Source organism: Neisseria sp. HMSC064D07 (assembly GCF_001837185.1).
In the GTDB taxonomy this organism is placed as follows: domain Bacteria; phylum Pseudomonadota; class Gammaproteobacteria; order Burkholderiales; family Neisseriaceae; genus Neisseria; species Neisseria flavescens_C.
In genome coordinates this window covers 169,473-184,374 of the sequence record NZ_KV831677.1, presented here as the reverse complement: position 1 = coordinate 184,374, position 14,902 = coordinate 169,473, and the positions used below count along the sequence as shown (strand labels likewise).

General features: G+C 47.5%; 12 protein-coding genes and 1 pseudogene. 10 read left to right on the top strand and 3 right to left on the bottom strand.

What is annotated here, in order from left to right; translation table 11 throughout:
* Positions 1–23: 23 nt before the first annotated feature.
* Positions 24–1,931, bottom strand: a complete 1,908-nt coding sequence (locus HMPREF2608_RS05080; RefSeq protein ID WP_070826200.1) for an ATP-binding cassette domain-containing protein — start codon at positions 1,929–1,931, stop codon at positions 24–26.
* 122 nt (positions 1,932–2,053) lie between these two features.
* Positions 2,054–3,085, bottom strand: coding sequence for a Holliday junction branch migration DNA helicase RuvB (gene ruvB, locus HMPREF2608_RS05075; RefSeq protein ID WP_070826199.1), 1,032 nt, complete (start codon positions 3,083–3,085; stop codon positions 2,054–2,056).
* 216 nt (positions 3,086–3,301) lie between these two features.
* Between ruvB and cmk the strand changes: the two genes are divergently transcribed.
* From cmk to HMPREF2608_RS05030, 10 genes and pseudogenes are all read left to right on the top strand, one after another.
* Complete coding sequence (gene cmk / locus HMPREF2608_RS05070) at positions 3,302–3,961, top strand: (d)CMP kinase (RefSeq protein WP_070826198.1); 660 nt, start codon at positions 3,302–3,304, stop codon at positions 3,959–3,961.
* A 154-nt stretch (positions 3,962–4,115) separates the two neighbouring features.
* Positions 4,116–5,801, top strand: a complete 1,686-nt coding sequence (gene rpsA, locus HMPREF2608_RS05065) for a 30S ribosomal protein S1 (protein WP_003678994.1) — start codon at positions 4,116–4,118, stop codon at positions 5,799–5,801.
* 10 nt (positions 5,802–5,811) lie between these two features.
* On the top strand, positions 5,812–6,126 hold the full coding sequence (locus tag HMPREF2608_RS05060) for an integration host factor subunit beta (protein ID WP_003678992.1): 315 nt from the start codon (positions 5,812–5,814) through the stop codon (positions 6,124–6,126).
* Positions 6,127–6,386: 260 nt separating this feature from the next.
* Entirely contained in the window at positions 6,387–7,523 is a 1,137-nt protein-coding gene (gene zapE, locus HMPREF2608_RS05055; protein ID WP_049333700.1) for a cell division protein ZapE, read from the top strand.
* Positions 7,524–7,617: 94 nt separating this feature from the next.
* The gene (ndk, locus tag HMPREF2608_RS05050) at positions 7,618–8,043 is read left to right on the top strand and encodes a nucleoside-diphosphate kinase (protein ID WP_004519785.1); all 426 of its coding nucleotides are present in this window, start codon (positions 7,618–7,620) and stop codon (positions 8,041–8,043) included.
* 168 nt (positions 8,044–8,211) lie between these two features.
* Entirely contained in the window at positions 8,212–9,300 is a 1,089-nt protein-coding gene (rlmN, locus tag HMPREF2608_RS05045; protein ID WP_070826197.1) for a dual-specificity RNA methyltransferase RlmN, read from the top strand.
* 8 nt (positions 9,301–9,308) lie between these two features.
* Complete coding sequence (gene pilW, locus HMPREF2608_RS05040) at positions 9,309–10,064, top strand: type IV pilus biogenesis/stability protein PilW (RefSeq protein WP_063075505.1); 756 nt, start codon at positions 9,309–9,311, stop codon at positions 10,062–10,064.
* Positions 10,065–10,844, top strand: a pseudogene (locus HMPREF2608_RS11450) (RodZ domain-containing protein); the annotation flags it as partial. It lies immediately after the preceding gene.
* Positions 10,845–10,949: 105 nt separating this feature from the next.
* Positions 10,950–12,215, top strand: a complete 1,266-nt coding sequence (ispG, locus tag HMPREF2608_RS11445; protein ID WP_070826285.1) for a flavodoxin-dependent (E)-4-hydroxy-3-methylbut-2-enyl-diphosphate synthase — start codon at positions 10,950–10,952, stop codon at positions 12,213–12,215.
* Positions 12,216–12,248: 33 nt separating this feature from the next.
* Positions 12,249–13,094, top strand: coding sequence for a DUF817 domain-containing protein (locus HMPREF2608_RS05030; protein ID WP_070608252.1), 846 nt, complete (start codon positions 12,249–12,251; stop codon positions 13,092–13,094).
* Positions 13,095–13,153: 59 nt separating this feature from the next.
* On the opposite strand, the gene HMPREF2608_RS05025 is transcribed toward HMPREF2608_RS05030, so the two are convergent.
* Positions 13,154–14,695 carry an L-lactate MFS transporter gene (locus HMPREF2608_RS05025; protein WP_070826196.1) on the bottom strand — a complete coding sequence of 514 codons (1,542 nt, stop codon included), beginning with the start codon at positions 14,693–14,695 and terminating at the stop codon, positions 13,154–13,156.
* Between the last annotated feature and the right edge of the window lie 207 nt (positions 14,696–14,902).

The window sequence follows — 14,902 nt, the reverse complement described above, 5'->3', positions numbered from 1 at the left end:
TACTTTGGGACAAAATTCCTAATTTAAACCGCTTCGCCATTTTGTTTCGCTTCCAGCCATTCCCAGCGTTCCAGCTTTTCCAAAAGCGACATCTCGATTTCTTCAGCCCTGCTTTGTAACGCACCTGCTTTTTCGTAATCTTTGAAAATTTCAGGATCGGAAAGCTGGGTATTGATTTCAGCCTGTTCGGTTTCCAAAGCGGCGATTTCATCAGGCAGGGCATCGAGTTCACGCTGTTCTTTGTAAGAAAGTTTGACCGTGCGGTTGGCTTTGGGTTTGATTTTTTCAGGCTCGGCAACCGCTTTAGGCGCAGAGGCCGTCTGAATCTTCTCTTCTCTCGATTTTGCGTCGATATAGTCCTGATAGCCGCCGATGTATTCTTTCAGACGGCCTTGTCCTTCGAAAACAATGCTTTGGGTAATCACATTATCCAAGAACATACGGTCATGCGAGACAAGGAATACCGTGCCTTGGTAATCACGCAGCAAGTCTTCGAGCAGCTCTTGGGTGTCAATGTCCAAGTCGTTGGTCGGTTCGTCCAAAACCAGAATATTAGCAGGACGGGTAAAGAGTTTCGCCAGCAAAAGGCGGTTGCGTTCACCGCCGGAGAGCGATGAAACGGGGCTTTGTGCACGGGCTGGATGGAACAGAAAATCTTCCAAATAGCTCATCACATGCTTTTTCTTACCGCCGACTTCAACGTAATCATTGCCCTGTCCGAGCGTGTAAAACACAGTGTCGTTTTCATTCAACGCGCTGCGAAACTGGTCGAAATAAGCAACCTCCTGCTTACTGCCGATGCGGATTCTGCCGTAGGTCGGCTGCAATTCGCCCAAAATCAGCTTAAGGAAGGTGGTTTTACCGATACCGTTTGGACCGATTAAACCGATTTTGTCGCCACGCTGCAGAATGGCGGAGAATTTGTCCATGATAACTTTGTCGCCATAGGCAAACGAAGCGTGTTCCAATTCGGCGATGATTTTGCCGCTTTTCTCACCGCTGTCGAGCTTGAAGTTGACCTGCCCTTGTACATTGCGACGTTCGGCGCGCTGGCGGCGCAGTTCTTCCAAACGGCGCACGCGCCCTTCGTTACGGGTACGGCGCGCTTCGATGCCTTTGCGTATCCATGCTTCTTCCTGCGCGTGAAATTTATCAAACAGGCGGTTATGTTCTGCCTCGACTGCCAACTCTTGCGCTTTTTTCTCGCTATATTTGGAGAACGAGCCGGGATAGGAGCGCAGAATGCCGCGGTCTAGTTCGACGATGCGCGTGGCGATATTGTCCAAAAAACGACGGTCGTGGGTAATCACAACCAAGCTGCCTTCAAACGCTTTGAGCAGGTTTTCCAGCCAGATAATCGCGTCGATATCCAAATGGTTGGTCGGTTCGTCCAGCAGCAATACGTCGGGCTTTTGCACCCAAGCCTGCGCCAAGGCGACGCGCTTTTTCTGACCGCCGGAAAGGTTGCCGATTTTTTCGTTTTCCGGCAAACCCAGTTCCCCCAAAGTCTGCTTGACTGCTGCATCCAACTTCCAGCCGTCCTTCGCTTCGATTTCAAGTTGCAATTCATTGAGTTCTTTCAACAAAGCCTCACTCGAACCATTTTCCAACTCATGGCTGACATGATGATAACGGCGCAATAAATCGCGGATTTCGCCCAAGCCTTCGGCGACGGTGTCAAATACGGTGGCTTCCTTATCAAAAAAGGATTCCTGCGGCACATAAACGATTTTAAGGTTGTTTTGAACAATAATCTGCCCGTCATCGAGCTTTTGTACGCCTGCAAGGATTTTTAAAAACGAAGACTTACCCGCACCGTTGCGGCCGATTAAACCGATTTTCTCGCCGCTATCTAGTTGAAAAGAAGTTTTGTCGAGCAAGGCGACGTGGCCGACGGCAAAAGAAGCATTTTCTACGGATAAGATATTCATGGGGAAACTTCAAAAAAGAAAAGGGAGACATTTTAACCGATTATCGGCAGATATTTGCCGACAATCATATGAAATTGAAAGTATCAGGCCGTCTGAAAGCGGTTTTCAGACGGCCTTCATCATTATTCTTGAACCTTCAAACCGAAATGCAGATAGGCTCTTTCGGTTGCTACGCGTCCGCGCGGTGTGCGCTGTAAAAAGCCCTGCTGAATCAGATATGGTTCAATCACATCTTCGATGGTATCGGTCGATTCGCCAATCGCAGCAGCCACGTTTTCCAAACCGACAGGACCGCCGCTGAACTTGTGCAAAATCGCCTCAAGGAATTTCCTGTCCATCACATCCAAACCTTGCCCGTCTACATCCAGCATACTCAAAGCCGCATCGGCAATTTCTGCATCAATAACGCCGTTGTTTTTCACATCTGCATAATCGCGTACACGTCGCAAAAGGCGGTTGGCAATACGCGGCGTACCACGGCTGCGCTTGGCCACTTCCATCGCACCCTCGTCGCCCATATCCAACTGTAACAACTGGGCAGAACGAGCAACAATAGTCGCTAAGTCTTTGTTTTTATAAAACTCTAATCGGGATACGATACCGAAACGGTCGCGCAAAGGATTGGTCAGCATGCCGGCACGGGTCGTCGCGCCCACCAATGTAAACGGCGGCAAATCGATTTTGACCGAACGCGCGGCCGGTCCTTCGCCTATCATGATATCCAACTGATAATCTTCAAGCGCAGGATAAAGGATTTCTTCAACCACAGGGCTTAAGCGGTGGATTTCATCAATAAACAGCACATCATGCGGCTCGAGGTTGGTCAATAAGGCTGCAAGGTCGCCGGCTCGCTCCAAAACCGGGCCGCTGGTTTGACGCAAATTAACGCCTAACTCTTTGGCGATAATGTGTGCCAAAGTAGTTTTGCCCAAACCCGGAGGGCCAAACAGCAAAGTGTGGTCAAGCGCTTCGCCACGTTTTTTCGCCGCCTGAATAAAAATAGCCAATTGCTCTTTTGCTTTATCCTGCCCGATATAGTCGTCTAAAGTTTTCGGACGTAAAGCGCGTTCAAGCAATTCTTCCTGAGCGGAAATATTTTGAGCAGTGATAATGCGCTGAGGTTGTGCAGAAGTAAGATTATCGGTTTGTAGCATAATGTTTCTAAATTCTAAGACCGTTCCCGACCCGTTATTTCAGACGGCCCGAACAATCAGATAAAGCGGTTAAATTATGATTTTGGCCATTATACCTGATAAGGCCGAGCCGCTTTTCCCTCAAATCTAAATCACACAAAAATTTTCGTTTTCAGACGGCCAAAGCAACGTATAATAAACGGTTAATTCAAATACCTATCGCATTCAGGAGAACACATGAGCCTCAAGCAAAAAGTCATCGCCATCGACGGCCCCAGCGCATCCGGTAAAGGGACGGTTGCCTCACGCGTAGCCGAAGCCTTGAGTTTTCTTTACCTCGACTCCGGTGCGCTTTACCGCCTGACCGCACTTTACGCACAAAAACAAAATGTTGCCTTGACAGATGAAGACGCCGTCAGCACATTGGCAGAAACTTTGCCCGCACAATTTGAAGGCGGCGCCGTATTATTAAACGGCGATGATGTATCCGAGCAAATCCGTACCGAAGTGATTGGCATGGGCGCATCTGCCGTCGCACAGTTGCCTAAAGTGCGCACAGCCCTTTTGCAGCGCCAACGCGACTTCCTGACCGAAAAAGGTTTGGTCGCCGACGGCCGCGATATCGGCTCGGTTATTTTCCCTGATGCCGCATTAAAAATTTTCCTGACCGCAAGTGCCAATGTCCGCGCCCAACGTCGTGCAAAGCAACTCAGTATTCCATGCGAAGGCGTTGAATTCGAGCGCATTTTGTCAGACATTGAAGCGCGCGACGAAGCAGACCGCCGCCGCCCTGTTGCTCCGTTGAAACAACTACCCGACGCCCTGCTTTTAGATACTGATAACCTTTCTATCGAAGAAGCTGTAAAAAAAGTGCTTGATTGGTATCATAAAGTTTAAAATTTGGAGTATAATCGCGAAGTTTTCATTTCAGACGGCCTGTTAACCGTATAACAAGGCCGTCTGAAAACATTTCCTAACCTGCCGCGCCAAGGACGGCAGGTCATTTCAAACCTAACCCGCACCCCTTGGCGGTGTACCGAAAAGAGTATATATGACTATGGAAAATTTTGCCCAGCTGCTGGAAGAAAGCTTTACCCTGCAAGAGATGAACCCAGGTGAAGTGATTACTGCCGAAGTAGTCGGCATCGATCAAAACTTCGTTACCGTTAACGCAGGTCTGAAATCAGAATCTCTGATTGATGTTGCTGAATTCAAAAACGCTCAGGGCGAGATTGAAGTTAAAGTTGGCGATTTCGTTACCGTTACCATCGAATCTGTTGAAAACGGCTTCGGCGAAACCAAACTGTCCCGCGAAAAAGCCAAACGCGCTGCCGACTGGATCGCTTTGGAAGAAGCTATGGAAAACGGCGACATCCTGTCCGGCGTTATCAATGGCAAAGTCAAAGGTGGTCTGACTGTTATGATCAACAGCATCCGCGCATTCCTGCCGGGTTCTTTGGTTGACGTACGTCCTGTAAAAGACACTTCTCACTTCGAAGGCAAAGAAATTGAATTCAAAGTGATCAAACTGGACAAAAAACGCAACAACGTTGTTGTGTCCCGCCGCGCTGTTCTGGAAGCTACTTTGGGCGAAGAACGCAAAGCCTTGCTGGAAAACCTGCAAGAAGGTTCAGTTATCAAAGGTATCGTTAAAAACATCACCGATTACGGTGCGTTCGTTGACTTGGGCGGCATCGACGGTCTGTTGCACATCACCGACTTGGCATGGCGCCGTGTGAAACACCCAAGCGAAGTTTTGGAAGTTGGTCAAGAAGTTGAAGCTAAAGTCCTAAAATTCGACCAAGACAAACAACGCGTTTCTCTGGGTATGAAACAACTGGGCGAAGATCCTTGGAGCGGCCTGACCCGTCGTTACCCACAAGGCACCCGCCTGTTCGGTAAAGTATCCAACCTGACCGACTACGGCGCATTCGTTGAAATCGAACAAGGCATCGAAGGTTTGGTACACGTTTCCGAAATGGATTGGACCAACAAAAACGTACACCCAAGCAAAGTTGTTCAACTGGGTGACGAAGTTGAAGTAATGATCCTGGAAATCGACGAAGACCGCCGCCGTATCTCTTTGGGTATGAAACAATGCCAAGCTAACCCTTGGGAAGAATTTGCCGCCAACCATAACAAAGGCGACAAAATCTCCGGCGCAGTTAAATCTATCACTGACTTCGGCGTATTCGTAGGTCTGCCTGGCGGCATCGACGGCCTGGTTCACTTGTCTGACCTGTCTTGGACCGAAGCCGGTGAAGAAGCTGTACGCAAATACAAAAAAGGCGAAGAAGTTGAAGCCGTTGTATTGGCAATCGACGTTGAAAAAGAACGCATCTCTTTGGGTATCAAACAACTGGAAGGTGATCCGTTCGGCAACTTCATCAGCGTAAACGACAAAGGTTCTTTGGTTAAAGGTTCTGTGAAATCTGTTGACGCCAAAGGTGCCGTAGTCGCTCTGTCTGAAGAAGTTGAAGGCTACCTGCCTGCTTCTGAATTCGCCGCTGACCGCGTTGAAGACCTGACTACCAAACTGAAAGAAGGCGACGAAGTTGAAGCCGTTATCGTTACCGTTGACCGCAAAAACCGCAGCATCCGTCTGTCTGTTAAAGCGAAAGACGCTAAAGAAAACCGCGAAGCGCTGAATTCAGTTAACGCCGCTGCAACTGCCAATGCCGGTACTACCAGCCTGGGCGACTTGCTGAAAGCCAAACTGTCCGGCGACCAAGAATAAGGTTGCAGACATGACGAAGTCTGAATTGATGGTTCGCCTTGCAGAAGTGTTTGCCGAAAAAAATGGCAACCAACTGCTGGCTAAAGATGTCGAATACAGTGTAAAAGTCTTGGTTGATACCATGACCCGCTCACTGGCTCGTGGACAACGTATCGAAATCCGCGGCTTCGGCAGCTTCGACTTGAACCACCGCCCTGCCCGTATCGGGCGCAACCCAAAAACCGGCGAACGCGTGGAAGTGCCAGAAAAGCATGTTCCTCACTTCAAACCGGGTAAAGAGTTGCGTGAGCGTGTAGACTTGGCATTGCAAGAAAGTGCTCATTAATACTTAGTAGCAAAACGCCGCAGAAATGCGGCGTTTTTTTGTTTTCGCAAGAAATACCAAAACCTGCTCTTTTCACGCACACCTTAATCGCACACTATTTCAACTATATCTACTACAATGCTTTTGCAAAAAACGCAGGCCGTCTGAAATCATTTATAATAGACCGACTATTCTGTAATGAAAACATCATTCCAAGTACTGTCCAAACTATTGCGGATGATGTTTCAACTATCGCCAGCAAAGCATAATAAAGGTTACACATGAGCAATAGAGACCAACTATTCACACCACCTCCATTTGAAAACCACAGCCCATTGACTTGGTATCAAGCTGCAGCCGAACAGCCCAACTTCATCCGCGACGAAGCCCAAGCGCGAGCCATTGAATATTTGGATCGTTTGTGGACCGAGCTGATGATGTTCAAACGCAAACGCAACCGTTTTCTCGGCCGTAGCTTGCGTTCCCCACAAGTACCTAAAGGACTCTATTTTTATGGCGGCGTAGGACGCGGTAAAAGCTTTTTGATGGATGCTTTTTTCGGCTGCCTCCCTTATCGTCGTAAGCGTCGCGTGCATTTCCATGCCTTTATGGCCGAAATCCATCAACGTCTTAAAGTCTTGAAAAGCGAAGCCAATCCCTTAAAAGCCGTTGCAACAGAAATTGCCAAAGAAACACGTGTATTATGCTTTGACGAGTTTCACGTCAGCGATATTGCCGATGCCATGATTTTGGGGCGTTTGCTGGAAAACCTGTTGAGTGAAGGTGTCGTCTTGGTAGCCACTTCCAACTACGCCCCATCCGAACTCTATCCTCAAGGCCAAAACCGCAGCAGTTTTCTGCCAACCATTGCCCTTATCGAGTCTAACCTGACCGTTTTAAATGTGGATGGCGGCGAAGATTACCGCTTGCGTACGTTGCGTCCTGCCGAAATTTTCTTTGTTCCTAATAATGAAGAGAACGAGCAAAAACTGGCTGCTTTATTTAAAGAAATGAGTGGAATCTCTGAATTAAACCCAGGCATCAGCATTATTCATGGACGGGAAATTCCTCATAAAGCCCAGTCAGAACGCGCCATCTGGTTTGATTTCCGCGCATTATGTTTTGGCCCGCGCTCACAAGCTGACTATTTATATTTAGCCGAACATTACGAGATGGTTTTCCTTTCAGGATTAGAACGCCTAACCCCTCAAGAAAAAGCAGAAGCACGCCGTCTGACATGGTTAATTGACGTTTTATACGATTTCCGTGTGAAGCTGTGCGCTACCAGCGCAGTTGGTGTAAACGATATTTACGTTGAAGGCGATTTTGCCGAAGAATTTACCCGTACAGCCAGCCGTATGATCGAAATGCAATCTGAAGTCTACTTGGAACAACCACACCTGACTTTAAGCAAATAATGCCTTTCCCAAAAAGGGGCGAAATTTGGTAGAATACACTTCCCTCGCCTCTTGGCTACGACAACTTACCTTTCAATAAAAACAAGGACATAACATGGCTATCGAACGTACGATTTCCATCATCAAACCCGATGCAGTAGAAAAAAACGTCATCGGCAAGATTTACAGCCGCTTTGAAGAAAACGGCTTGCGCATTATTGCGGCGAAAATGAAACATCTCTCTGAGCGTGAAGCAAAAGAGTTTTATGCCGTACATAAGGATCGCCCTTTTTATGAAGACTTGGTTAAATTCATGACTCGCAATCCTGTCATGATTCAAGTATTGGAAGGTGAAAATGCCGTTGCCAAAAATCGCGAATTGATGGGCGCAACCAACCCAGCCGATGCAGCTCCTGGCACAATCCGTGCCGACTTTGCAGAATCTGTCAGTGTTAATGCCGTACATGGTTCTGACAGCGTTGAAAATGCTGCAATTGAAATTGCTTACTTCTTCAGCCAAAGCGAAATCTGCCCACGCTAAGAATAAAAGCCTGTAGCCGCTTTACGGCCGTCCGATTCATATCGGACGGCAAAACTGCTTTGTATGTCCTATAAATTAAAGGCCGTCTGAAAATCCAAAGGCTTTTAAAGCAAAGCTGCCCAATAAGCCCCTTTGCTTTAAAAGCTTTACTGAGAAACATAAAAATACATGAAAACCAATCTACTGAATTACGATTTAAACGGACTGACGCAACACTTTGCCGAAATGGGCGAAAAGCCTTTTCGTGCCAAACAGGTAATGCGTTGGATGCATCAAGCCGGTGCACAGAACTTTGAAGAAATGACTGACTTGGCTAAATCATTACGTGCCAAGTTGAATGAACAAGCCACAATCGAAGTGCCTAAATTAATGATGGCACAAGAATCTACTGATGGCACACGCAAATGGTTGCTGGATGTCGGCACGGGCAACGGTGTAGAAACCGTCTTCATTCCTGAAGCTGAACGCGGTACTTTGTGCATCTCTTCCCAAGTCGGTTGTGCATTGGAATGCACCTTCTGCTCTACCGGACGACAAGGTTTCAACCGCAACCTGACTGCCGCTGAAATTATCGGTCAGCTTTGGTGGGCCAATAAAGCCATGGGCGTTACCCCTAAAAACGAACGCGTTATATCTAACGTTGTGATGATGGGTATGGGCGAACCCATGGCAAACTTTGACAATGTTGTTACCGCTTTAAGCATTATGCTGGATGACCACGGCTACGGCTTGAGCCGTCGCCGCGTGACCGTTTCCACTTCAGGCATGGTTCCGCAAATGGATAGACTGCGTGATGCAATGCCTGTTGCTTTGGCTGTATCTTTACACGCATCCAACGATGAAGTGCGTGATCAGATTGTTCCCCTCAACAAAAAATACCCACTCAAAGAATTGATGGCGGCCTGTCAACGTTATTTGGTCAAAGCCCCACGCGACTTTATTACCTTTGAATACGTTATGCTCGACGGTATCAACGATAAAGCGCAACATGCGCGCGAATTGATTGAGTTGGTTAAAGACGTACCCTGCAAATTCAATCTGATTCCGTTCAATCCTTTCCCAAATTCCGGCTACGAACGTTCTAGCAATGAAAATATCCGTGTCTTCCGCGATATTCTGCAACAAGCCGGCTTTGTCGTTACTGTCCGCAAAACCCGCGGCGACGATATCGACGCTGCTTGCGGACAATTGGCCGGACAAGTACAAGATAAAACACGCCGACAACAAAAATGGCAACAGATTTTGGTCGAACAATAAGGTTAATTATGAAAATCAAGTTCGGATTCGCTTTACTTACCGCACTGACTCTTTCTGCCTGCGCTTCCTCTTCCGGCCCAAGCCCTAAAGAACGTGCCATTCAAGTTTCTAATATCAAAACCCAACTGGCTGTGGAATATATGCGCGGCCAAAACTACCGCCAAGCTACCGAAAGTATCGAAGAGGCGCTTAAGTCCAATTCAAAAAATGACCTTGCTTGGTTGGTACGCGCCGAGATTTATCAGTATTTGAAAGTCAAAGATAAAGCTCAGGAAAGCTTTCTTAAAGCATTGTCTTTAAAACCTGATAGCGCGGAAGTCAACAACAACTACGGTTGGTTCTTGTGCAATCAAATGAATGCACCAGCCGAATCTTTGGCTTATTTTGACAAAGCACTGGCTGACCCAACCTACCCAAGCCCCTTTATTGCCAATATGAATAAAGGCATTTGCAGCGCAAGATTAGGTCAATACTCTTTAGCCCAGGCCTATTTGGAAAGGTCTTTAGCAGCGAATCCGCAATTCTTCCCTGCTTTCAAAGAACTTGCCCGAACCAAAATGATGGCAGGCAATCTGAACGATGCCGACTATTATTTCCGCCAATACCAAAGCAAAGTTGATGTCCTGCAGGCTGACGATTTGCTTTTAGGCTGGCGTTTGGCTACCGCCTTGGGCAATAAACACGCCGCATACGAATACGAAGCACAACTTAGGGCAAACTTCCCTTATTCAGACGAACTACAAACCGTCACAACGGGCCACTAAATGGAAAATAACGATAAAATCAACTACGACACACAAGCCGCCAAAACATTGGGGGATGAATTACGCAAACACAGAACTGATGCCAAAATCGATATTCAAGATGTTGCTTCACGTTTGAAACTGTCTGCCGAACAAATTGATGCTTTGGAAAAAGGGGAATATTCAGGTTTTCCCGGTTTAGTCTTTGTTTCAGGCTATCTGCGTTCATATGCACGATTTCTGAAAATTGACGAACAAACCATCGCCAAACATTTGCTCTCCATTACTCCGCAACTTGAAGACCATGTATACGCGGTAACACGCAGCACCAACACCGGCTTAAGCTACAAAGACACTGAGAAACAAGGCTTCCCAAAATGGATATTGGGAATAGCTGCATTGGCTTTGGCTGTAGGCGGCGTTTACTTTTGGCAAAGCAAATCCAGTTTTGAAAATGAGCAGGCAAATATTCAGAACAGCAAAGATGTTGCTGATACGATGAAAACGCCTGCCTTAAAAACGGATAATGTTGCCGTTAGCGAAATGACGGAAGACGGCAAAAAAGAAATCACCAATAAGCCTGAAGTGGCCAATGATCAAGCAGCCTCAGCAGCTTCCGCCGCCGTACAAGAAGAGAAGCCTGCTGTCAAAGTTGAGAAAGACGAACTTTGGATTAAAGTCCAATACCGAAGTAATCTGATTATTACAGACAAAGATGGAAAAGTAGTATTCAGCCGTATCGTTCCAGCCGGAAGCGAACAACGTCTGAGAGGCGGCGCGCCTTACAATGTTTGGATCGGTATTGCAGCCGGCTCGGAAGCCAATTACGGCGGCACACCTATCGAACCTTTGAAATACCGTGTTGCCGGTGAAAATCCGCCTCTTTTGTTGCAGGAAAAAACTAAAATGACCACACCTAAACGCCGTCAGACACATCAAGTCAAAATTGACCATCTCATCATCGGTTCGGATGCGCCCGTTGTTGTGCAATCTATGACCAATACCGATACCGCAGATGCAGAAGCAACCGCCCGACAGGTCAAAGAGTTGAGCGATGCCGGCTCGGAAATGGTTCGCATCACGGTCAATACTCCGGAAGCGGCTTCCAAAGTCGCCGAAATCCGCAGCCGCTTAGACGATATGGGCTACACCACGCCTTTGATTGGTGATTTCCATTTTAATGGCGAACGCTTATTAGCCGAATTTCCTGAGTGCGGCAAGGCCCTGTCTAAATACCGCATCAACCCAGGCAATGTCGGCAAAGGCGCAAAAGGCGATGAGAAATTTGCCTTTATGATTCGTACAGCGGCAGAAAACAATAAAGCCGTACGCATCGGTGTGAACTGGGGTTCGCTTGATCAAAGCCTTGCAAAGCGCATGATGGATGCCAACCTAGCTTCTGCTACACCGAAGCCGCCTGAAGAAATCATGAAAGAGGCTTTGATTGTTTCGGCGCTGGAATCGGCAGAAAAAGCTGTGGCTTTGGGCTTGCCTGAAGACAAAATCATTTTGTCGTGCAAGGTCAGCGCCGTACAAGACTTGATTCAGGTTTACCGCGAATTAGGCAGCCGTTGCCGTTACCCGCTCCATCTCGGTCTGACTGAGGCTGGCATGGGCAGCAAGGGCATTGTGGCTTCCACCGCAGCTTTGGCCGTATTGTTGCAAGAAGGTATCGGCGACACCATTCGAATTTCCCTTACGCCCGAACCCGGCTCTCCGCGTACACAAGAAGTCATTGTCGGTCAGGAAATCCTGCAAACCATGGGCTTGCGCTCCTTTACGCCAATGGTTACAGCCTGCCCGGGTTGCGGCCGTACCACCAGTACCGTATTCCAAGAGTTGGCTCAAGACGTACAAAACTATTTACGCCAAAAAATGGCTGTTTGGCGCACTGAATATCCAGGCGTTGAATCATTGAACGTCGCTGTAATGGGTTGCGTGGTAAATGGTCCGGGCGAAAGCAAACTTGCCGATATCGGTATCAGCCTGCCAGGTACAGGCGAAACACCGGTTGCGCCGGTTTATGTAGACGGCGAGCGGAAAGTCACCCTCAAAGGCGACAATATCGCTGCCGAGTTTTTACAAATCGTTGAAGATTATGTCAAAACCAACTACTGCGAAGGTGGCGCAAAGCGTAAGCAAAACCGTGTCATTCCGATTCAATCTGCCTAAAACATTTTTAAGATAAAGAGGCCGTCTGAAAACATGTTGGGCAAACTGGATACTTGGCTGACTGAGCATCCCAAACGCAAGGATTTGCATGGTTGGCGACGCTTTATCGTTGAATTTTGGTTTTTTGGTTTAAAAGAAGCACGAGCCTGCTTATTTGCAGGCTTGTTTTTCATTGCCATGTTCCTCATTCCGAAAACAGGCTGGTTGGGAATTTCGCGCTACGACCTGCTGCTGATTTTTGCCGTCTCCGTACAAGTAGCCATGCTGTATTTCAAGCTGGAAACTTGGGATGAAGTCAAATCGATTACGCTGTTTCACTTGGTGGGCTTTGCTTTAGAGTGGTTCAAAACATCTGGCGATATCCAATCTTGGAGTTATCCGGATGAGGCATACACCAAAATCGGCGGCGTACCGCTGTTTGCGGGTTTTATGTATGCTGCGGTCGGCAGCTATATCATTCAAGCATGGCGGCTGTTTGACTTAAAAATCAAAAGCCATCCGCCGTATTGGTTGGGCACTTTGTGCGCACTGGCGATTTATATCAATTTTTTCACCCATCACTATATCGGCGACTATCGCTGGTATCTCGCTGCTTTTGCTCTCGGCCTATACGCCCGGACAACGGTCTTGTACACACCCTATGACACCACTCGCAAAATGCCGCTCCTGCTCGCTTTCGTCCTGATTGGATTTTTTATTTGGCTGGCGGAAAATTTGGGAACCCTATTCGGCGTTTGGCGCTATCCCAACCAAATCGGCGCTTGGGCATCGGTACACATCAGCAAATGGAGTTCATGGGCATTACTGGTGATGATGACTTTTACCATCGTTGCGAATTTAAAACACATCAAACATACCATCAGCGTATCAAAAGATTAATTGTTCAACATGTAAAAAAGGCCGTCTGAAACTTTCAGACGGCCTCTAATTTTCAACAATCAATTAAACAAACTTAAGGCTTTAACAAACACCATAATGACGCCATAGCCCAAAGGAATGCAAACCAAAGCCCAGCGCCACCATACGCCGATACCACCTGCTGATACTTTCTTGCTGATCAGATAAGCATCGGATACAGCGGTTTCATCATCGGGGTTACCACTATGTGCCGCGACCTTAATGTCTTTTTCGTGATGCTTTTCATGAACCGAACGGACACTCAAATTACACAATAAGCCGACAATCAACAAACCCGCCATAATATACATGGTAATGCTATAAGCTTCAGCAGCCGGAACGCCGCTTTCAATTTGGCTTTGGCGGATATAGTTGACCAACACCGGGCCAATAACAGCCGCAGTTGACCATGCCAGCAAAATCCTGCCGTGGATTGCACCGACTTGATAAGTGCCGAACAAATCCTTCAAATACGCCGGAATCGCTGCAAAACCGCCGCCATACATGGAAATAATGACGCAGAAACCAATAACAAACAAAGCCTTGTTACCGCCCCCGCCAATAGACGGAATGGCAAAATACAACAGCGAGCCGAGCACAAAGAAAATAGTATAAGTATTTTTACGCCCGATTTTGTCGGACACGCTGGACCACAAAAATCGGCCGCCCATATTAAACAGGCTCAACAGGCTCACAAAACCTGCCGCCGCACCTGCGCCAATGGCAGCCTGTTTACCGACAGAAGTTTCAGAAAACAGCTCCTGAATCATGACAGAAGCCTGACCTAAAACGCCGATACCCGCTGTCACGTTCAGACACAACACCCAAAACAAGAGCCAAAATTGTGGCGTCTTCATGGCTTCGGAAACATTGACGTGATTACTGCTGACCAATTTGTTTTTGATTTTCGGCGCAACATAACCTTTAGGTTTCCAGCCATCGGCAGGTACACGGATCGTAAACGCGCCGAACATCATCAACACCAAATAAAACAATCCTAAAACGACAAAAGCCTGCGCTACGCCAACTGAAGTTTCACTGGAGAAAAAATTCATCAGCGACACGGATAAAGGCGAAGCCAACATCGCGCCGCCGCCAAAACCCATAATCGCCAAGCCTGTCGCCATGCCCGGTTTATCGGGAAACCATTTCATCAGTGTCGATACAGGCCCGATATAACCCAAGCCCAAACCAACCCCGCCAATCACACCATTGCCCAAATAAAGCAAAAACAGATTATGCGTATGGACGCCAATCGCCGACACAAAAAAGCCCAAACTAAAACAGCAGGCGGCAACAAACATCGCCTTACGCGGCCCAACGCGTTCCATCCAAGTACCAAACATAGCGGCAGACGCGCCCAACATCGCCAAGGCAATGCTAAAAATCCAACCAACCGTGGTCAGCTTCCAATCTCCTGCAGCTGACTCAGTAATACCGATAAGCTTGGTTAGCGGCGCATTGAACACGGAATAAGCGTATATCTGCCCGATGGCAAGATGTACGGCCAAAGCGGCAGGCGGTACCAGCCAACGATTAAAGCCGGGTTTGGCAATGGTTGCCTCACGGTCTAGAAATTTCATAAAATCCTCTTGTCTATGTGTGTCAAACGCTGATTCCATATCATGCGAAATCAGAAAATTGTTGACAATATTTTAGCATAATCTCCCGTTTATCCTTTTTTCTGCTCCATGATAATTTTGCGCATCAGACAGAAAAAACATTCATCTAAACCATTTCTTCACACCCATATCGACAAAAAGGCCGTCTGAAAATTTTTCAGACGGCCT